This is a genomic window from Streptomyces sp. NPDC101393, assembly GCF_044767385.1.
Lineage (GTDB): Bacteria > Actinomycetota > Actinomycetes > Streptomycetales > Streptomycetaceae > Streptomyces.
Genome location: NZ_JBIWNU010000005.1, coordinates 199,023 through 216,771, shown reverse-complemented (window position 1 = coordinate 216,771; position 17,749 = coordinate 199,023). Strand labels below are relative to the sequence as shown.

The window sequence follows — 17,749 nt, the reverse complement described above, 5'->3', positions numbered from 1 at the left end:
GTGCCCGAGAAAATCGGGCACCCCTTTTGCGTTGGGGCTGTCTCACCCCGGTTCGCCTGTATCCCGCCGCTGACCAGGGGGTACGGGCCAGCGGCGGGCCAGGATTTCGATGGTGGCCGGCGACCTCACCCGCCCAGCTCCTGCTCGATCAAGGCGTTCGCTCGCGTCTGCGTGCCGTGCAGCACCTTGGCGTAGAAGCGATAGAGCACGGCCACACTGTGGCCGGCCCGCCGGGCAACCTCCACCGGGTCCACGCCCGCCTTGATCCACAGCGAGACGATCGCGTGCCTGAGCGAGTAGGGCACCGCTGCGAGAGGAGAGGCCAACTCTGCTGGAGTGAGCGCTGTCTCGCGCGCTCGCTGCCAGACGGTCGTGTACTCCGTGGATCGAATACGCCCGCCCTGCGAGGCGCGGAAGAGACGGCCGTCCTCAGCCGTTCCGAACTGCTTCAGATGCTGCCTGAGCATCTTCACCAGCTCGGGCGGGATGGGGATGGAGCGAGTGGTGTTGCGGGCCCTCCGCTTCAACCCACGCGCCTCGTAGGACTTTCCGTCGTTCGTCCACCCTGAGCCGACCTCTGGCCGGCTGTTCGCTAGGACCAGCTCGCCCCACCCATCCGCCGGGAGCGTGCAGGCCTTCTCATCCAGTGCAGCGACTTCGGACGGTCGCATGCCGGCGTAGTACACGCACCCGAAGAAGCCGGCGAGGTGCTCCCCTCGGTCACCCTGCCCGCGAACTGCCTCAAGCAGGGCACGGGCGAGCCGGGCGTCAGGTACGAAGCGGAAGTCCACTTCGTCGTCGTTCGGAGGGGCCGCCCAGTCGACTCTCTGCAGTGGGTTGGCGGGGAGCAAGCCCCTCTCAACGGCGAAGCGGAGAGCGTTATTCAGGACCGTGCGTTTCCTCCGAATCGTGGTCTGAGCTGCGGTGTCGCCATCGAGCTTGAGCGAGAGCGCATCGAGCGCCTTCCGGAGCTGGTCAGGCTTCGCTGCCTCGTTCAGCTTCAGCGAGTTCTTCGCCAACCACACCAGCGCTGCTTGAACTTCACCTGGAGGCGCTTCGCCCAGAGCGCGGGGCATCAGCTGGCCGTTGGGTGTGCGAATCGCGCGGTAGGCCCACTGATGCAGCGCCACCCGCAGCACGGCCGGGGCGGGGGCACCGCGTGAGGTGGAGACGAAGACGGGGGTGACCGTAGCGAGAGACTCTGCGATGTTCGCTCGCTGCTTTGCCGCAGCCTGCGGCCACTTCATGAGGGCGTACGCGACGCTGTGGTCGTACCAGGTCGGGCTGTTGAGGGCGTCCAGTTCGTTGGCCGGCATGCCGCTGTCCTCGTCGAACTGCTGCCGGTCTCGGAGAGCAGACAGCAACTCGGACCTGCGACCGTCGGCCTGTGCCTTGGTCTTGTAGCTCTTTGAGTGCGGCCGAGTGCCGACGCGCCACCGCAGCTCGAACGGCTTGGGGCGGTTCTTGCGAGAGCGGATGGACCAGATTTCGACTTCGTAGGTGAGCACGGCTCTCCACAGGGGCGCGAAGAAGGGGCCCGCCGAGTGGCGGGCCCCTTCAGGGTGGTCACGGGATCAGGCGGCGGTTTGCTCGCACTCCGCCCACCAGGCGTCGAGGTCCGTCCTCCGAACGCGCAGCTGGCCGTTGGGGAGCTTGATGAGCTTGGGTGCCTTGCCGCGGGCGCGCATGCGGTAGAAGGCGGCGCGGCTCATGTCGATCTCTTCGAGTACTTCAGTGAGCTTGAGCATCTTCCGGCTGGACACTGAGGTGCTCCTTCGTCATGGGCTGAACTGGGTGAGTGCCAAGGGGCCGCAACACAGAAACCACGAAATACACAGAAAGCCGGGGCAGGTGTCCTGACCTGCGGGAATGCGATGCCTGGGGCCTGCGGGTGGACTCACACAGAAATCGCAGAAAGTCACACACAAATAGGTGCGGGCTCCCGCCGTCCTCGTTCGCCGCGTCGGTCCAGCGGACGATCCGAGCGCTAGGCGGGGCCGAGGCTCATTTTGTGTGTGACTTTCGCGGATTTCTGTGTGAGCGCCGAGCCGTCCCTCCCTGCGGTCGTTGCCGCAGGTCAGGCGCAGGGTCCCCTTATTTATGTGTTTCTGTGGTTTCTGTGGCGGGGGTCAGGTTGCCGGGGTGCTCAGTCGGGGGTGGGTGAGGTAGCGGGGGGAGGGGGGCCGGCCGCGTCCGCCGGTGCGCTGGACGGGCAGGGCTCGGAGGTAGCCGTGGTCTTCCAGGAGGCCCAGGGCGGGGTCCAGCGCGTCTGCGGTGGGAAACTCGGATCGGGAGACCTTGAGCATCAGCTCTCGCTTGCTGAACTCGCCCCAGCCGTGGGCCCGGAGGGTTTCAAGGAGGCTGGTGGCGCGGTCGGCGGTGGGGTCGGCCCCCATGACGTCGAAGGCGGCCAGGCTGTGGCTGGTGAAGTACTCGCCCAGCTCGATGGCTCCGCGCATCGTCTCCTCGCAGATGGGGAGCGTGGGGCCTGCTTCGAGGTGTTCGGCAAGGTGCAGCAGGCCGGCGATGCGGGCGGTGGCGCCCACGACCTTTCCCGCCCAGTCGTCGATGTGCCCCAACGCCCCTTCCCGCTTGCGCAGTTTGGGCTCCACACGGTCCATGTAGTCCCGCAGGGTCCCGTACGCCTCGCGGCTGAGTTCGATGGCGGCGGGCTCGGCCTGGTCGGCCAGTGCCAGGGTCAGGTCGATGATGTTGCGGCTGTAGGTGGCCCGGACGTCTTCGGGGATGGGGTCGGGTTCCGACTTGCGGTAGCCGACCAGTGACTCCGGCAGGGAGTACAGGAACCTCCCGAGCAGGCCCCGGCCGCGGGCGGCTTCGTTGCGGCCGATGGCTTCCAGGACCTGGGGCTGGACGCAGATCCCGATGGTCACGGCGGGATCTTCGATGTACTCCTTGCGGTTTTGCCGGTTGACCTTGTGCCGGTCCCCGGCGTGTCCCTTGAGGAAGACGCCCAGGTTGGGAGCGCCGCTGGAGTAGCGGCCGGCCATGATGTCGAAGATCTCGCCCTCGGCCGACATCACGGCGATGCGGTTGCCCTGCTCGGCCAGTGTGGTGGCGACCGTCTCGGCGGTGGCATCGTCCGCCAGTAATTGGGGCTCGGCCGGTACCCGCACTGACGCTGCCGTCTGTGCCAGAGCCTGAGCCGACTCCATCAGGGCGTCGCGTTCGTCCGGCCCGGCCTTGGCAGCTTTGGAGGCTGCGTGCTCGGCGGCCTCCTTGGCCATGCTGGCGGTTACCTGCGCTTCCACGATCGCCGGCGTGGCGGCCTCTACGAGCCGCTTCTCGGCGTCGTAGAGCGGATCCGTGAGCAGCGTGAACACCGCGCTCTTCCGGTTCGCCGGGGGCAGGGCCACCGCCACGTACAGGTTGGTGGGCTCCTTCCACGACCCGCGGACGTGGACCTGACTCCGGCCGCCAGCCGCCGTCGCCAGCACCGACAGGGCGAGACTCCCTGCCAGGTCGGCAGGGGTCTGGGTCTCCTCGGCGACGGCGGCGACGAAGTCGCGCAGCCATCCGGGCAGGGCGTGGACGGGGAAGTCTGCGAGGGCCCGCTGCCCTTTGAGGGGGGCGGGTTCCTCCCAGGGGGCGGTGGTGGCCTGTTGGGTGTCGAGGGCGTTGAAGCCCTCCCACAGGTCCGTGTCCACAGGCTGTGTGCTCATGCGACGTTCCTCCTCTCGGCGAGGCCGGTGTGATGGGGGCAGGCCGTCTGGTGGTTGGTGAAGTCCTCGACGATCCGCAGGACAGCGGCGCGGCCCTTGCCCTGGCGCCGATAGCCGCACCGGCACGCGGCAGTGGCGCTGGTGGCAGCCGAGAAGCTGGGCGGGGCGATGATGTGCAGGCCGAAGAACACCCACTCCGGCTCGTGCCCGGCGGCCGGGCGCGGGTCAGGGCGAACTGCTGAAAGGACGCCTTCGGCGCCTCCCTTCGGCGCACCACTGCCGGTGGGAGCGGGGGCAGGTTCGGCGGAGCGGGGGTTGTGGGTGGTGGTCATGCCGCGTCGCCTCCTCGGGCGTTGGCGGTGGCGCGGCGGATGCCGTCGCGGATGCTGGCGGCGACCCGCGAGGGGGCCAGGCCCTTGGCCAGTCCTGCGTCCGTAAGGCGGTCGTTGACTTCCTGCTCGGTGAGGGTTCCGGCCGCGATCAGGCGTCCGAGGGCGTAGGCGGCTTTGTAGAGCGTGATGTTCTGCGTGCCGGTCGGGGCGTCGTTGACCTTGGCGACCTCACCGGCCAGGGCGGCATCCGCGTAGCGGTCCTTCCGCTTGATGCGGGAGCGGAGCGCGGTGGCGCTGGCGGGCTTGGGTGCGGGTGGTGGGGTGAGCAGGTCACCAAGCCACGTGGGGAGGCGTGTTGGGGGCGCGTCGTGGATGACTTCGTACGGCCGGCGGTGGACGGTGCTCCCTGCCGCGACCACGTATCCGCCCCAGGCTCGGGTGTCGACCTTCCACCCCAACCGCCCTGCGCTCCCACGTAGCCGCTTTCCCTCAGGCGCGGTGAAGTACAGGTGCAGTCCGCCACGGCCGGTGCGCACCGTGTACGTCTCGGTGGGCATGGGCTGCCCTGCGCGCTCGCACAGGGCAGCGAACACGTCCATCCCGTCCGGCATCGCCGCCCACTCCGGCGGAGGGATATCGTCCGCGTCCTTGGGCACGTCCAGGTCGACCACGACCAGCCCGGCCGGACCGGTGGCGATACCGACGTTGTAGGGGTGTGCCCGCCAGCACCGTTCGATAGCCGCTCGGTCCGTGGTGGCGCGCTGCTCCGGGGTGCGATGACCGTCCGCGCATCGGCCGGCGCCGGGGCAGCGCGCCTCGGCGTGCCCTGCTGGCCGCTTGTCGCCGGGGCGGAGTGGGAAGACGGGCCAGCCGCGCCCGGCAGCATCCAGGGCTGCCTTCACGAGGTGCTCACTCATGCCGCCACCTCCAGCGCGGCCTGGGCGAGGAAAGCGCGGCCGAGCCACTGGCCGTAGGCCGGCGGGATGGCTTCGGCGATCTCCTTGCGGACGCTGGTCCAGTCGATGCCCATGGCCTGCTGCCACTGGGCGACGGTGCCCTTGCCGCCACCCTCGCCGTAGACAGCGAAGTACGGACCCTTGTGCCAGACCCCATGCCGCATCCCCGCGACACGGCCCCGGTGGGGCTTGTGAACCGGCTTGGGGGCGGTCCAGTGGCCGAGTTCGAAGTTGCGGTGGCGGAGGACGGCCAGGCCGAACATCTCGCCGCACAGCGTCACGTCCACCCGCATCCGCTTCGAGGCACGGCCGGGCGGCTGCTCGATCACGTAAGGCCGACCCGTGGACTCCAGGGCCGCGCGGGTCGGCTCCAGCAGGTTCGGGTAGAGCGAACGCTTGGCGGCGTTGGTGCCGGCGGTCAGGGTGCAGTCGAACTGGCACGGCGGCCCGGCGTGGATCAAGTCGTACTCGTGGCCGTGCTCGCGGATGAACTCGACGGCGTCGCCCTGGTGGAAGGCGTCGCCGATGTAGCGGGGCTGCGGGTTGCTGTCCACGCCAGTGACGTGGAATCCGCGCTTTCGGTAGCCGTCGCTGTCTCCGCCGACGCCGCAGAAAGCCGCCAACAGGCGGGGGCAGGCTCGCCGGAGGGGGGCAGGTTGAGTCATGCTGGGTGTCTCCTCTTCATGCTGGAGCTGGAGACCAGGGCGGGCCGCGATCATTGGCGTGAGAGGCGGCCCGCCCTAGCCATGGCTAGGCGCAGGTGCAGTCGGTGTACTGGCTGGACCCGTCGGCGCCGCAGCAACAGCAGTGCGCGTAGGGGTAGGGCTCGCTGCCGTCGCTCGGCTCGCACAACTCGCAGGCGCTGAACAACTCGTCGTCCTCATACATGCGGTTCTCCTAGCGGTGGTTGATGGTTCCGTTGGCGCGGCCGAACATGCCGCTGGCGGTGATGTGCTGGGTGATGTGGGGGCGTTGGGCTGCGCTGATGCGGGCGCGGACACGGCCGATGACCGCACCAGCGACGACACCGCCAGCAGCAATGGCGGCAACCGCGGACCACAGGACATGGCTCACGGCGACCAGCCCGGGGGCCGCAGCCGAGAGTCCGACCGCCGCGATCGCGATGCCGCCGCCGACAGTCGGCGCGAGCAGGGCCGTGGACTTGGCCCAGGCCGGGATCGGCTGCGCGACCGGCGCCGCCGGAACGGCGGGCGACGGCGGTGGGGTGGTGGGGCCGGTGCTGTAGGCGAGTGCGCGTTCGCCGTTGGGGAGGATGACTTCCTGGACGCCGGGCGGGACCTCCTCGGCGCGCATCGGCGGGGTGTTGGTGTGGGTGCGTTCGGGGCTCATGTGTACTCCGGCGGCCGGGTCAGGCGATGAGGTGGGTGAGGGCGTCGGCTATCGCCTGGCACAGGGCGTTGATGGGCTGGTGGGCGCCGGTTCCGGCGACGAAGAAGCCGAAGAGGAACACGACGACGGCGCTTCCGGCGGTGACGGAGCGGCTGCGCACCATGGCGATGGTGAGGATGCCGAGCAGGACGACGGCGGAGAGGGTCACAGCCATGGGGGCTCCTGTGGTCAGTGTGTGGGCGGACGCGTGAGCCCCCGGCCGGCGGTCCGGTCCAGGGGCTGAGGTGGTGACGGTGCGTGCTTGTAGTGGCTTTGTTGTCGCTTGTAGCGACAACAAAGCCAAGGGGGTTCAGGGCCTCAGAGGGGGGTCGGAGGGGGGTGTGCTTGTTGTCGCTACAAGCGACAACAAGCACACGTTGGTGACGCTCAGTTGCCGCCCTGCTGGTTCGTGGCGTAGCTGCGGTGGACGTAGTACGCCTGGGTTCCGGTGCCCATCTGGCGGACTTCGGCGGAGGCTGCCCACACGCGCAGCCATCCGGAGATGGTGGTGCGGTGGGTGCGGTAGCCGAGGGTCTTGAGGTCGGCTTCCATGCGGGAGGGCCCGGTGCCCTCGGGCCCCGCGTCCAGCAGCAGACGCATCGCGGCGTCCTGCGCCGACGGCATCGGCGCGGACGACGAAGCAGGCTGCGGCGCGGCCTCCTCGGTCTGGTGCTCGGCCGGCGGCTCCTTGTCCGCCGTGTCGTTCGCCTCCTGGGGCGTTTGGCCGGTGTTGTTGACTACGAGCCGCAGCGACTTGCCGGGCCCCTCTCCCTGGGCGCCAGGTGCCTGGGTGTTGTTGGTGGCGCGGTTGGGGAAGAGGCGTTCCCATGCGGGGCTGCCGGGCTTGATCTCGGCGCCCGGCCCGCCCGCTATGGCACCCGTCGCCGGGTTCGTACGGACCGTCGAGCCCGGGGCGCCTGCGGTGGGGACGGGTACGACGGTTACGTCGGTGTAGGGCCGGGTGACCGGGTGCAGCGTCTCGCCCTCATACAAGGCGGGCAGGACGCGCGCCCAACGGGACTCGTAGTAGCGGCCGTACGGCACGCTGCGGGAGATCTCATCCAGCACCGGGCGCCGTGCGGAGACGGCGGCGGCGATCTGATCCATGCGGTCCGGATCCAGCACGAACGCCTTGAACGGCCGCGGCTTCGTCGATCCGTAGGCGTTGAAGCCACACCCCGGCCACGGGGCGTCGGCAGGGTCAACCTGCTGAAACCCGGAGAACAGGTACGACAGTTCCTCGGGGTCGGTGACGTACATGCCCCAGCGCCACTTGGCGCGCTTCTTGACCGCCACCGGAATGGAGTCGGAGGTGGCGCGCAGGGAGGAGACCAGGACCCGCACGCGCACCGCGCGGCCGGTGTTCATGACGGTTTCGATCTGCTGCTTGATGTTGCCGGGCAGGTCCGCGGTCTCGTCGACCACGATGATGATCTCGGGGACGTCGGTGCGGGCGGGGAGTTTGGTGTCGTTGGCCTTGCGCATGAGCTGCTGGTAGCGGCGCTTGCGCACCTCGATGATCTCGATGGCCATGGTGAGCATGGCCCGCGTCTCGTCGTGCGTGTGGGCGCTCCAGTCGATGACCGGCCGCTCGTGCGTGCCGTTCAGTGCCCAGGAGGTCAGCCACGGCAGGGACAGGCCGGCGCCGGTGGTGTCGATGTGCCACACCATCGCATCGACGGTGCGTACGAGCTGGGCGTTGATGACGTTGAGGGTGTTGGTCTTGCCGGATCCGGTGTCGCCGATGCCCAGTCCGCAGATGAAGGCCAGTGAGCCGAGGGCGGGGGTGCCGTCGCGGTGCAGGCCGATGGCGAACTCGCCGTCGATGCTGGTCGGCGACAGATCCAGCGGGAAGGGCAGATCGTTCTGCATGACATTCACGGTGGAGACGCGGATGATGGCCGTGCCCTTACGCCGCCCGCCGGCCACCTCGACGCCGCAGCCTTCGTCCAGGCGGAGGTCGGAGCCGAGGGCGTCCTCGAAGCGCTTGAGCTGGCCCCAGGTAGCACCGCCGGGCAGGTCGACTTCGACGGTGTAACCGGTGTTCGCCGTCCACGGCTGGATCGCCACGACTTTGCAGCCTTCCAGCTTCGCGATGCGGGCCAGGCGGTCCTTCCACTGCTCGCCCCATGCATCGTGCCGCTCCTGCCTCTCCGCCTGCGCAGCCACCTCGGCGGCCTTGCGGCGTCGCAGTTTCTCGGCGCTCTCATAGCGGCCAACGGCGTTCCAGGACAGGCGCCCGGCCAGCGCAGCACCGGCGAGTGCAGCCAGGGTCGGCAGGGACCAGGGCGGGCCGCCGGCGGCGGCCCAGGAAGACCAGCCCCCGGCCGCCAGCCAAAGACCGGCCCGATAGGCGAGTGTCCCGCCCAGCCGTCCGCGCCGGGCACCGTCGGCCGCGGCGCCCAGGGCGCCGCCCGCGGCGACGGCCATGTCCCACATCGGGTGCACGCCTGTCGCGTAGGTCAGGGACGAGACGGCGAGTGCGGAGGTGACGGCGGTGGCGGTGGCGGTGTTGAGGGTGTGGCTACCGTGCCAGTCGAGGTCAGGCATGTGCTCCTCCGTTCTTGGGTGCGGCCCACATGTGCTCGTTGTTGCGGGGGTTTTCGTTGTGGTCGATCTCCTCGGAGTGCAGGCGGCGGAAGGCGGGCTGCAGCTCCATCGCGGCGGAGATGGCCTTGCGCAGGCCGTGGACGACGTCGGCGACCATCTCGGCGATGCACGGATCGACCGGGTAGGTGTCCGCGGACCGCGTGGCCAGAGAAGTGACGGCTTCGGCGAGGTGTTCCAGGCCGACGGGCAGGCCCTCGTACTCGGCGCCGACCGCCATGGCGGCGCTGTCGCCCATGCCCTCGGGCGACCAGGACTGGTAGACGCCGCGGACTTCCTCGGCGGCGGTGGCCAGGACGGAGGCGGTGGCCCACAGGGCTCCGTCGCCGTCGATGCCGCCGACGTTCCACCAGTGCTCGTTGACCCGCGGGTTCTCCAGCCGCATCACGTCGTGCTCGTGAACCTGCCGGAAGGTGGGTTCGATCTCGTCGGCGTAGGCGGCGGTGGCTTCCAGGACCTGCGAGACCTGGGAGACGCCTTCTGCCATGGCCGGGTCCATCGGGTAGATCGTGGCGGAGTTCTCCGCCAGGGCCATCACGGCGTCGTTGACGAAGCGGATGGCGTCCGGCAGGCCCTTGTACTCGGCCGCGACGGCGGCCATGGCCGGCGGGTCGTAGGCGGCGTAGGCGCCTGCGACCTCCTCCGCGCTGGTGGCGAAGACGCTCACGTGCTCTCCCCTCGTGGTGGGTTCCTCGGTGACCGGGCCGGTGGTGGCGCCGGGGTCGTCGCAGACGTGCCCGACGTGGTCGGCGTCGGAGGTGATCGGGGTAGCCATGTCGGCCAGTTGGGAGTTCAGGCGGCGGCGGGAGGCATCGGCGAGCTTGCCGAAGACCTTCCGGGCCACCCGCCCCGGCCACGACATCCCGGCCCCCGTGAAACGGAACCGCTTACTGACGGCCGCTGGGACGTTCGCGATTGCCCCGACGAACAGGGAGGCGGGCATCACCGCGAGGGCCGCGACCGTGGCGAAGAACGCTGCAGCCGCCAGCCGCAGGTAATGCCGCAGGCGGGCATACGCCCGGCGGCGCAGGGGCTTCGTGGCAGCCCAGAGCCGGGCGGCCTTGGGCTTTATCCAGGCCCACGCCTTCGCACCCCACGCCCGCAGCCACGTCCCAGCCCGCTCACGCCACTGGTCCAGACGCTCCCCGGCGGAAGCGATCAGGCGGGCGGTGCGGCTCTGTGCGGCCGCCACCGTCTCCCGGCCCGTGCCATGCGCCCGACCGGCAGAGCCGACACCGGCGCCGGACGCGCCCCCTGCAGACTTCCCGCGCCCGCCATCAAGAGCGCTGCCCTTACCTGCGGCTCCGTGGCGCCCGCCACCCCGCGCAGAATCCCGCCGCGCGCCAGACCTGGGCGTGCCGAAGCCCGAACCCTGCCGCTTGCCAGGGGTGTTCGCGCCCGTACCGGATGCGCGGGCGGCGTGCTTGCCGAGGCCGACGGAACCGAGCCCCGACGCATCATGACCAGTACCCGCCCGTCCCTGGCCGGCACCGCCGGCCGCTGTCGTCTGGCGCCGTGCACCGCCGCGACCTGTGCCGAGGCCGCTCGTACCTGTCCCGGCACCGCGGCGGCGCAACAGGCCACCCCGGCCGCCACCGCTTCCGGCACGCCCGCCAGCAGCTCGACCGGAGCCTGCCCGACGGTCCGCGCCAGAAGCACCCCTGCCGGCGGAGCGGCCACGGGATGCCCGGCCGGAGCGTCCGGCGCCGGTCGTGGTCGCTACTGCCGCCCGTCGCTGAGCATTGCTGCGAGCGGAGCGGAATGCCGCGACGCCCAGGGCGCCTACGCCAGCCGCAGCCACTCCACCGGCCACCAGTGCGCCCACCGGGCCCACGGTGTTGAGTGCACTGCACACCCCGACCGTGGACAGGTTCACGGCGTTCGCCAGAAGCGGCGCCGCCGGCAGATCCCTCTCAGGGGCATCCTCCTCCTCTGCTTCCTCCTCCTGGTCGTCCTCGTCCGGCTGGCTCGGCTCGTAGTTCTCGTCCGGGCCAGGGACGGGCAGGTTCAGGACCTTTCCGTCCGTCTCCTGCTGCGGCAGGAGCGTGGTGTCGTCAGTGGCGGGTGTGGGGGTGATCTCCTCGGCCTGCTCGGCCGTGGTGGTGTTTTCCGGCATGCTGAACGGGCTCCTCTCAAGGAGTCAGAAAGGCGCCCCCGGCCGGGCCCTGGAAAGCGGGCCGGGGGCGCCGTGCGAACGACCCAGTCAGGGCCGGTATGAGCTACTGCATGCGGCGGCGCTGGAGTTCGTTGTGCTCGGCGAGCAAGCTGCCGGCGCTGGGCTTCCGATGGCGGCCCTCGCAGTCCTCAGCCCAGGACTGATGCGAGTAACAGGTGACCCGGTCGTCGGCGTGCATACCGGCCTCTTCACGCTCGTCGTCCCGCTTGAGCGCGGCAGCCAGCTTCTTCGTCAGGCCCATGGCAGTCCTTCGCAGAGGAGGTGAGGTCACGCGGCGAGTTCGGGGGCGTCCGCGCAGGGCACGCAGACACCGAGCGACGTGGGGATGGTGTAGCCGCGATCCAGGCCACAGCCAGGGCACACCCGGCGTGCAGCAAGTGCGGCAGCGACGGCCTGCCATTTGGCGGGCGTCATCGGTCGGACGGGCTTGGCGAGGTCGACGCGGTAGAGGTAGGCGACCAGCGGACCTCGACGGCGGCGGCGCCGCTCCAGCTGAGCGATGACCGGCTGTCCGCCGGGGCGCAGCCCGAGGGCGCGGAGTTGGCGGCGGGTGGCGAGTCCGTCCGGTGCCAGGCGCCACCGGTAGACGGGGATCGTGCTCACGACGCGGCCCCTTCAAGAGCACGGGGCGCTGCCGGCTGGTGGTCGCGCAGTTCCTGGAAGCGGGTGGAGACCCACCCCGTAGACCAGCCACACAGCTCTGCGGCCGTCCGCACCGGGAGCCCGGCGTGGAAGGCCGCGGTCACGGTCTGGCGGGCGCGCTCCTCGGGCTGCTTCTCGCTAGCGGGGCCGGCGGCGAGCAGTTCAGCGCGTTCACGCTCGGCCTGCTCTTCGCGCTGGCGCTGTTCACGCGCTCGGGCCTCGGCCCGCTCGCGGCGCTCGCGCTCGGCTTGTTCGGCGTCCTGGCGTTCACGCTGTTCACGCTCGCGCCGCTGCTGTTCACGCACCTGTTCAGCGCGTTCACGAGCCTCCCGCTCCGCCCGCTCCCGGGCGGCTGCCTGGTCGCGCTCATCGCGCTGGAGACGCTCTTCGCGTTCGGCCTGTTCACGGGTGAGCTGGGCTTCGTGCTCACGCTGTTCACGAGCCAGGGCCGCAGCGTGCTCGCGCTCCTCCTTCCGCTCCCGACGGGCGGCTTCCTCCCGCGCACGCACGGCCGCCTCTCGACGCTCGCGCTCGGCCTGCCGCTTGTCTTCCAGCGCGGTCACGGCGTGGGTGATGGCGCGCCGGTAGGCGAGTCCGGTCTCTGCCGTGACGATCAGCAGCAGCGGCGCCACAGAGTGGACGGCGACTCCGACCAGGTCTTTCTTCAGGGCGGAGTCAGCGACGTTCAGGGCCAGGGTCATGGCGCCGGTCATCCACCGCAGGGCGATGGGCCACCGGCCACCGTGCCCACCCAGACGGGCCAGCACCGAATCCAGACGCACCACGATCACAACCGCGGCGTCCACAACGAGCGGCAGGATCGGCGCCGTCCAGTCCCACTCATCCGGCGTGTGAGCGGCCATGAGCGGCGTCACCGTCAGGATCGAATAGAGCATCGCGCCCGCCACGATCAACCACGTACCGACCGACAGGGCGCGCTCTGCTGAACGCACTTGAACACCGTTCACGCCGCACCCTCCGAAGGCTCGATGGAGGGTGCGGTGACGCTGCGGAAGTAGTCGCGGCCAGCGTCGTAGATGAACGGCACGCACCGCCACGGCACCGCCGCCGCAGGGCGTTCATCCGCCAGGCGCCAACCGCTCAGCGGGGCCCCCAAGGTGGCCGCGTAGGCGTAGGCGGCGGCCTGGTCGGGGTGGATGCTGTGGGGCTCGCCGTAGTGGAGCAGCAGCACCATGAACGCGCCCTCGGCCGGAGCGCTCAGCTCCTGAACGCGCTCCGCCATGTCGGCCAGCTCGGCGCGGGCCTTGGCCAGTTTGGCGGCTGTGTCCTCCAGCGCGATCGCAATTAGCCGAAAGTTCCGGCTGGCGTTTTCGGCGCCCTTCTCGGCGTCCTCGGCACGGGCGGTGAGCGCGAACACCTCCCGGATGTGGGAGCCGTAGGCGGCATCCGCCAGCCCCTGCACCTCCCGGACACGAGCGTGAGCGTCGTCTGCCTGCTCGGTCAGGTGAGCGAGATGGGTTCGGGTGACGATGCGGATCATGCGGCACCGCCCGTCTGCGCAGTGGCGCTGTTGAGCAGGTCCCGACGGGCAGCAAGCACCCGGCGACGGGCCCGACGCAGCCGACGCTCGTCCAGCTCCGAGGCCGGCCGGTCCAACAGGCTGATCTGTACGTCCAGCAGCTCAACCTCAGCGGAGATGACCGGCATCTCCGCCTCGATCGCATCCAGCTCAGCGGCCGTCGGGCCACCGACGGGCGGGTTGGCGGTAACAACCGCCTGAAGTGCAGCGATAGTCCTCATGGGTCGTTGTCTCCTCACAGTGGAACGGCCCGAAGCGGCCCCGGTGGTAGGACACCGGGGCCGCACGCCGTTGACGGGTGAAGCAGGAATGGACCTCCGGCTCCCCTCAGCCCCGCCCGTACGGCCCTTTAAGGGGCCGAACGGACGGAGGAGGCAACCGACCGAAGCGTGAAGCGCTCCGGCAATCGAGGTGGCGCGCGTGGCCCCGCCAGAGGCCACACAGGTCTCGCATGGACGCGGCCGTCCTCGGTCCGGGGAGACCCCTCCCGGACGTCATGGCGACGAAAGGTTGATGCCGCGTCGTTCTTTTACGTCGTGGGGTGTCGGCCCTCCGTACTTGCCATCAGCAATGAGCGCCTGGTTGGTACTGCACCAGGCCGCCCACAGGTGCTGGGCGTCTGACGGTTCTTCGCACGTGCCGACTGCCATCACCAGGGGTAATGGCGCCACACGACGGGTCTCCACTCACCTCCGGCCGGTGCCGTCACGGTCGGTGCTGCGGTGGTGGATCACGTTGTTCAGTTCTCAAGCAACGACCGCTTCCTTTCGACCCGTGTCACGGGGCCGTCTGGGCGGTTGGGGGTGCGTTTGAGCAGGTCAAGCCAGCGCTGTGCGGTCTTCTTCAGTCACTCCGTACGGGGTGACCAGCACTGAGACTGTTCTAGCACGACTGACACAACCAGTACAACAGTCTGTGCTGGGTGTGCCGGTTGAACTGATGGAAGAGGCGGCTAGCATCGCTGTATGACGCCCACCGTTGACTCCTCGCGCCGAGTGAATGAGCAGATCGCGGACGCCCTCCAGAGGGACATCGAGTCAGGCCAGCTGAAGGCCGGTGCGAAGCTGCCGGCGGTCCGGTCGATTGCCAGCCGCTTCGGGGTGGCACCCGGTACGGCGACCAAGGCGCTGCAGTTGCTCACGCAGCGGGGGGTAGTCCGGCCTGATTCAACTCGCGGCTACTTCGTCAGTGCCCGGCAGGAGACCACAGAGGGGGGCGAGCCGAGCCCTGAATTCACGGCGATCATGCAGGAGATCGAATCGATCCGTTCCCACCTGTCTCGCCTGGACGATCGTCTGCGTCAGCTGGAGGGCGGGGAGGATGCCCAGTGACTCCGGCAGGAAGTCTCTGTGCTCTCCTCGACATAGCGTCCAACTCCGAAGAGAGTTGCTCAAGCGCCGTCGTGACTTGATCCCGCTCCGACTCCGTCAAACCCACAGCTGTGCCCCCTAGTTCTTGGCTCAGGGCGTCTCACCCTGTACGTCTCGAAGCTATGGCGTGGGCCGCCGAAGGCCCCGGAAAATCCTTCCGGGGTCCATCTGCGAACTGAGGTGAAGCTGAAGCCATGCGAGGAATGACGCAGCACCTAACGACCGGCGAGCGCGTTGCCTGGTACCGCCATCGCCGAGGCTTGTCGCAGGAAGTACTGGCTGGACTTGTCGGCCGCACCGCCGACTGGCTCGGGAAAGCGGAGAACAACCGCATCGAGCTGGATCGCCTCTCGGTAATCCGCACCCTTGCACACGCTCTGGACGTTTCCATCGGCGACCTCATCGCCGAGCCGACGTTGCTGGAGTGGTCCAAGGACAGTGGCCGGCGCACAGTCCCGGCGCTTCGTGAAGCCCTCATGGACTACCGGCTGCTGACACCACTCATCGGGACGCCAACGGATGGTGAGCCACCGACGATGGAAGCGCTGCGGGCCGACGTGGGTGAGGTCTGGGACGCCTACCAAGCATCGCGATATGGCTTCGCGGCGCGGCAGTTGCCGCTCCTGCTGGCCGACGCGCTGCTGGCGGTCCGTGCCTACACCGGGGACGAACGCGACGAAGCGAACGGCCTGCTCGCCATGACGTACCAGGGTGCGGCCATGGTGCTCGGCAAGCTCGGTGAGAACGAACTGGCGTGGATCGCAGCCGACCGTGGGCTGGCCGCGGCACAGCAGAGCGGAAACAACACGATCACCGGGTCGCTGTTCCGGTCCGTGACGCATTGCTTGCTGTCCACGGGGCGCTTTGAAACGGCAGCCCAGCTTGTGAGGGACGCCGCCGGATTTCTGCAGTCGGGCCTTGCCGAGCCGACCCCCGCGTACCTGTCCGTCTACGGCACGCTTTTCCTCACAGGTGCGATGGCAGCCGCCCGAGCGGAGGACCGCGCGAGCACGCAGGAGTTCCTCCGGGAAGCCGAGAGCGCGGCAACGCGCCTAGGAGCGAATGGCAACCACATGTGGACAGCCTTTGGCCCCACAAACGTGGAGATCCATCGGGTGGCGACGGCCGGCGAACTGGGGGACATCCAGATCGCGGCTGAGCTGGGGCCGCAGGTGGACACGAGTGGCCTACCGGTTGAGCGTCGGGTACGGCACAGCTTGGAGGTGGCGCGAGCGCTGAGCGCGTGGAACCGGACGGACGATGCACTGGCCGTCGTCCTGGACGCCGAAGAGCTTGCACCTGAGCAGGTCAGGCACCACTACATGAGCCGGGAGCTGGTGCTCGGCTGGATTCGCGGCACCCGTGGCCGCCCGACCCGCCCCATTGCAGATCTGGCCGACCGGCTGCGCGTGGTGTGATCCGATTAGGCTCGTTCGCATGAGCGACAACGAGCACGAGGCGAAGATGGCGCGCCCGAGGATGGCCTCGGGCGCGTTGTTTTTTGACGATCAGGGTCGGGTCATGATGCTTGAGCCGACGTACAAGGACTACCGGGAGATCCCCGGGGGCTACGTCGAGACCGGCGAGTCACCGCTTCAGGCATGCGTACGAGAGGTACGCGAGGAACTGGGCATCTCGCCGGAGATCGGCCGCCTGCTCGCCATGGACTGGGCGCCGAGTCCCGCCGAGGGCGACAAGGTGCTCTACCTGTTCGATGGGGGCGTGTTGCCTCCGGAGCTTCGGGAGCGGATCCAGCTCCAGGCCGAGGAGATCGGAGGCTACGACTTCCACCCCGTGGACGCAGTAGCCAGCTGCACGATCCCGCGGCTTGCTCGACGAATCGAGGCCGCAGTGGTAGCACGGGCCGAAGGGCGCGTGGCCTACCTGGAGCACGGGCGCGCCGTTTAGCTCGGCGGCCCGAAGCGCCCGCCGCTGAACAAAGGCAAGTCAGCCAGCAGCTCAGTCATCGGGGGTTCCGTTGAGGGCGCCGCACGACCAGCAGTCCCACTCCCCTGGAAGTTCGTAGTGAGTCGTCGTCCAAAAGCCCTTGGGCCTCCCCTTGATGACGTTGGTCTCCCAACATCGCCAGCACTCGAACTCGAAATCCTCCATCTCCCGAGGGTGGCGCTTTGAGTCTGTGCCCAGGGGCCAGTTGCGGAAGTCCGTCTTGTTAGAGGTCAGCCCGTCGCCCGTCGCCCGTCGCCCGTCGCCTAGGGGCCGTGCGGCGATACGTCGGCGTGTGGGTCATGCACACCCCTCAGCAATACGCGCACGTGTTCGAGTGTGGCGGTGGATGCAGGAGTGCGGGGGGCACTTCACCCGCCCGGTGCAAACGCATGGTTCCTGCCGATCTAGGTGGGATGCGCGATGGCTTCCAGCCAGAGTGATGCATTGTTTCCTCGCCATCAGAGTCGTCCTGCGATCCTGCGTCGATTGAGCGCGACAAAGCGTCATTACCTGCAGGTCAACGGGAGGAATGAGAGCCAGTGAGTGAGCACGCGCAATTGGTGGCCGTAGCCGGCGCTGCCGCGGCAGCGCTAGTGGCAGAGATGGCGAAAGACAGCTGGTCCGCCATGCGATCAACTGCTGGCCGGCTCTTCCGGCACGGGGGAGAGGCTGAAGAAGAGCGCCAGTTAGGTCGGCTGGATGCTGATCAAGCGCAGCTGGACAGTCTCGACCAAGCGGAGGTGCGCGACCGCTGGCAGCGGCGACTGCTGACTCTCGTTGAAGACTTCCCCGGGGCAGAACGGGATCTGGCTGTTCTGGCGAGCCGCAATGCAGACGATCAACACGGCGGCGGAAGTCAGACGGCGACGGGCAACACCGGGCCGGTCATCCAAGTCGGGAGGGACAACTTCGGCGGGCTCAACACGGGGAGGTCCTGATCATGTCGCAAGGGCTTCCACCTACCCCGCCCTCAGGGCAATCAGCTTCCAACAACAGTGGACCTACCGTCCAAGTGGCTGGGCACAACACAGGCCCCATCACCATCACGCACCGCCCGAAGCTACCGATGTCACCGGTATCGCCCACCGAAGTCACCGCTGCCACCGAGCC

General features: G+C 69.0%; 20 protein-coding genes. 4 read left to right on the top strand and 16 right to left on the bottom strand.

The genetic code is table 11. The features are described 5' to 3' along the window. Window positions 1-125 precede the first annotated feature (125 nt). The 16 genes from ACIRQ7_RS17885 to ACIRQ7_RS17810 all read right to left on the bottom strand — a co-directional run bounded on the left by ACIRQ7_RS17885 (window position 126) and on the right by ACIRQ7_RS17810 (window position 13,543). The gene (locus ACIRQ7_RS17885) at window positions 126-1,508 is read right to left on the bottom strand and encodes a tyrosine-type recombinase/integrase (RefSeq protein ID WP_404263427.1); all 1,383 of its coding nucleotides are present in this window, start codon (window positions 1,506-1,508) and stop codon (window positions 126-128) included. Window positions 1,509-1,574: 66 nt separating this feature from the next. Next, complete coding sequence (locus tag ACIRQ7_RS17880; protein ID WP_404263426.1) at window positions 1,575-1,763, bottom strand: helix-turn-helix transcriptional regulator; 189 nt, start codon at window positions 1,761-1,763, stop codon at window positions 1,575-1,577. Between the two features lie 366 nt (window positions 1,764-2,129). Then, window positions 2,130-3,680, bottom strand: coding sequence for a YfjI family protein (locus ACIRQ7_RS17875; protein ID WP_404263424.1), 1,551 nt, complete (start codon window positions 3,678-3,680; stop codon window positions 2,130-2,132). Beyond that, entirely contained in the window at window positions 3,677-4,012 is a 336-nt protein-coding gene (locus tag ACIRQ7_RS17870) for a hypothetical protein (protein WP_404263422.1), read from the bottom strand. Before ACIRQ7_RS17870 ends, ACIRQ7_RS17875 begins: the two co-directional genes overlap by 4 nt. Further along, the gene (locus ACIRQ7_RS17865; RefSeq protein WP_404263420.1) at window positions 4,009-4,929 is read right to left on the bottom strand and encodes a bifunctional DNA primase/polymerase; all 921 of its coding nucleotides are present in this window, start codon (window positions 4,927-4,929) and stop codon (window positions 4,009-4,011) included. The genes ACIRQ7_RS17870 and ACIRQ7_RS17865 overlap by 4 nt, the downstream gene beginning before the upstream one ends. Beyond that, the gene (locus tag ACIRQ7_RS17860; RefSeq protein ID WP_404263419.1) at window positions 4,926-5,633 is read right to left on the bottom strand and encodes a DNA methylase; all 708 of its coding nucleotides are present in this window, start codon (window positions 5,631-5,633) and stop codon (window positions 4,926-4,928) included. The genes ACIRQ7_RS17865 and ACIRQ7_RS17860 overlap by 4 nt, the downstream gene beginning before the upstream one ends. Window positions 5,634-5,718: 85 nt before the next feature. Further along, complete coding sequence (locus tag ACIRQ7_RS17855; RefSeq protein WP_404263418.1) at window positions 5,719-5,856, bottom strand: hypothetical protein; 138 nt, start codon at window positions 5,854-5,856, stop codon at window positions 5,719-5,721. Window positions 5,857-5,865: 9 nt separating this feature from the next. Then, the gene (locus tag ACIRQ7_RS17850) at window positions 5,866-6,318 is read right to left on the bottom strand and encodes a hypothetical protein (RefSeq protein ID WP_404263417.1); all 453 of its coding nucleotides are present in this window, start codon (window positions 6,316-6,318) and stop codon (window positions 5,866-5,868) included. A gap of 19 nt (window positions 6,319-6,337) precedes the next feature. Then, on the bottom strand, window positions 6,338-6,532 hold the full coding sequence (locus tag ACIRQ7_RS17845) for a hypothetical protein (RefSeq protein WP_404263415.1): 195 nt from the start codon (window positions 6,530-6,532) through the stop codon (window positions 6,338-6,340). 212 nt (window positions 6,533-6,744) lie between these two features. After that, window positions 6,745-8,907 carry a hypothetical protein gene (locus ACIRQ7_RS17840; RefSeq protein ID WP_404263414.1) on the bottom strand — a complete coding sequence of 721 codons (2,163 nt, stop codon included), beginning with the start codon at window positions 8,905-8,907 and terminating at the stop codon, window positions 6,745-6,747. Next, window positions 8,900-10,156 carry a hypothetical protein gene (locus ACIRQ7_RS17835; protein ID WP_404263413.1) on the bottom strand — a complete coding sequence of 419 codons (1,257 nt, stop codon included), beginning with the start codon at window positions 10,154-10,156 and terminating at the stop codon, window positions 8,900-8,902. The genes ACIRQ7_RS17840 and ACIRQ7_RS17835 overlap by 8 nt, the downstream gene beginning before the upstream one ends. A 1,027-nt stretch (window positions 10,157-11,183) precedes the next feature. Further along, window positions 11,184-11,381, bottom strand: a complete 198-nt coding sequence (locus tag ACIRQ7_RS17830) for a hypothetical protein (protein WP_404263412.1) — start codon at window positions 11,379-11,381, stop codon at window positions 11,184-11,186. A 26-nt stretch (window positions 11,382-11,407) separates the two neighbouring features. After that, on the bottom strand, window positions 11,408-11,743 hold the full coding sequence (locus ACIRQ7_RS17825; protein ID WP_404263410.1) for an RRQRL motif-containing zinc-binding protein: 336 nt from the start codon (window positions 11,741-11,743) through the stop codon (window positions 11,408-11,410). Beyond that, window positions 11,740-12,750 carry a DUF2637 domain-containing protein gene (locus ACIRQ7_RS17820; protein WP_404263409.1) on the bottom strand — a complete coding sequence of 337 codons (1,011 nt, stop codon included), beginning with the start codon at window positions 12,748-12,750 and terminating at the stop codon, window positions 11,740-11,742. Before ACIRQ7_RS17820 ends, ACIRQ7_RS17825 begins: the two co-directional genes overlap by 4 nt. After that, on the bottom strand, window positions 12,747-13,283 hold the full coding sequence (locus ACIRQ7_RS17815) for a hypothetical protein (protein WP_404263407.1): 537 nt from the start codon (window positions 13,281-13,283) through the stop codon (window positions 12,747-12,749). Before ACIRQ7_RS17815 ends, ACIRQ7_RS17820 begins: the two co-directional genes overlap by 4 nt. Continuing rightward, window positions 13,280-13,543, bottom strand: coding sequence for a DUF6284 family protein (locus ACIRQ7_RS17810; RefSeq protein WP_404263405.1), 264 nt, complete (start codon window positions 13,541-13,543; stop codon window positions 13,280-13,282). Before ACIRQ7_RS17810 ends, ACIRQ7_RS17815 begins: the two co-directional genes overlap by 4 nt. Before the next feature lie 744 nt (window positions 13,544-14,287). On the opposite strand from ACIRQ7_RS17810, the gene ACIRQ7_RS17805 reads away from it, so the two are divergent. From ACIRQ7_RS17805 to ACIRQ7_RS17790, 4 genes are all read left to right on the top strand, one after another. Continuing rightward, window positions 14,288-14,653, top strand: coding sequence for a GntR family transcriptional regulator (locus ACIRQ7_RS17805; protein WP_404263403.1), 366 nt, complete (start codon window positions 14,288-14,290; stop codon window positions 14,651-14,653). Between the two features lie 233 nt (window positions 14,654-14,886). Next, complete coding sequence (locus ACIRQ7_RS17800) at window positions 14,887-16,110, top strand: helix-turn-helix domain-containing protein (protein ID WP_404263402.1); 1,224 nt, start codon at window positions 14,887-14,889, stop codon at window positions 16,108-16,110. Between the two features lie 19 nt (window positions 16,111-16,129). Then, window positions 16,130-16,600 carry an NUDIX domain-containing protein gene (locus ACIRQ7_RS17795; RefSeq protein ID WP_404263400.1) on the top strand — a complete coding sequence of 157 codons (471 nt, stop codon included), beginning with the start codon at window positions 16,130-16,132 and terminating at the stop codon, window positions 16,598-16,600. A gap of 578 nt (window positions 16,601-17,178) precedes the next feature. Beyond that, on the top strand, window positions 17,179-17,577 hold the full coding sequence (locus ACIRQ7_RS17790; RefSeq protein ID WP_404263398.1) for a hypothetical protein: 399 nt from the start codon (window positions 17,179-17,181) through the stop codon (window positions 17,575-17,577). The last annotated feature ends 172 nt before the right edge of the window (window positions 17,578-17,749 follow it).

Excerpts from the sequence above, each read along its gene's own strand:
- ACIRQ7_RS17875 (WP_404263424.1), bottom strand. The coding sequence starts at position 3,680 with ATGAGCACACAGCCTGTGGACACGGACCTGTGGGAGGGCTTCAACGCC.
- ACIRQ7_RS17870 (WP_404263422.1), bottom strand. The coding sequence starts at position 4,012 with ATGACCACCACCCACAACCCCCGCTCCGCCGAACCTGCCCCCGCTCCC.
- ACIRQ7_RS17865 (WP_404263420.1), bottom strand. The coding sequence starts at position 4,929 with ATGAGTGAGCACCTCGTGAAGGCAGCCCTGGATGCTGCCGGGCGCGGC.
- ACIRQ7_RS17860 (WP_404263419.1), bottom strand. The coding sequence starts at position 5,633 with ATGACTCAACCTGCCCCCCTCCGGCGAGCCTGCCCCCGCCTGTTGGCG.
- ACIRQ7_RS17855 (WP_404263418.1), bottom strand. The coding sequence starts at position 5,856 with ATGTATGAGGACGACGAGTTGTTCAGCGCCTGCGAGTTGTGCGAGCCG.
- ACIRQ7_RS17850 (WP_404263417.1), bottom strand. The coding sequence starts at position 6,318 with ATGAGCCCCGAACGCACCCACACCAACACCCCGCCGATGCGCGCCGAG.
- ACIRQ7_RS17845 (WP_404263415.1), bottom strand. The coding sequence starts at position 6,532 with ATGGCTGTGACCCTCTCCGCCGTCGTCCTGCTCGGCATCCTCACCATC.
- ACIRQ7_RS17840 (WP_404263414.1), bottom strand. The coding sequence starts at position 8,907 with ATGCCTGACCTCGACTGGCACGGTAGCCACACCCTCAACACCGCCACC.
- ACIRQ7_RS17830 (WP_404263412.1), bottom strand. The coding sequence starts at position 11,381 with ATGGGCCTGACGAAGAAGCTGGCTGCCGCGCTCAAGCGGGACGACGAG.
- ACIRQ7_RS17815 (WP_404263407.1), bottom strand. The coding sequence starts at position 13,283 with ATGATCCGCATCGTCACCCGAACCCATCTCGCTCACCTGACCGAGCAG.
- ACIRQ7_RS17810 (WP_404263405.1), bottom strand. The coding sequence starts at position 13,543 with ATGAGGACTATCGCTGCACTTCAGGCGGTTGTTACCGCCAACCCGCCC.
- ACIRQ7_RS17805 (WP_404263403.1), top strand. The coding sequence starts at position 14,288 with ATGACGCCCACCGTTGACTCCTCGCGCCGAGTGAATGAGCAGATCGCG.
- ACIRQ7_RS17800 (WP_404263402.1), top strand. The coding sequence starts at position 14,887 with ATGCGAGGAATGACGCAGCACCTAACGACCGGCGAGCGCGTTGCCTGG.
- ACIRQ7_RS17795 (WP_404263400.1), top strand. The coding sequence starts at position 16,130 with ATGAGCGACAACGAGCACGAGGCGAAGATGGCGCGCCCGAGGATGGCC.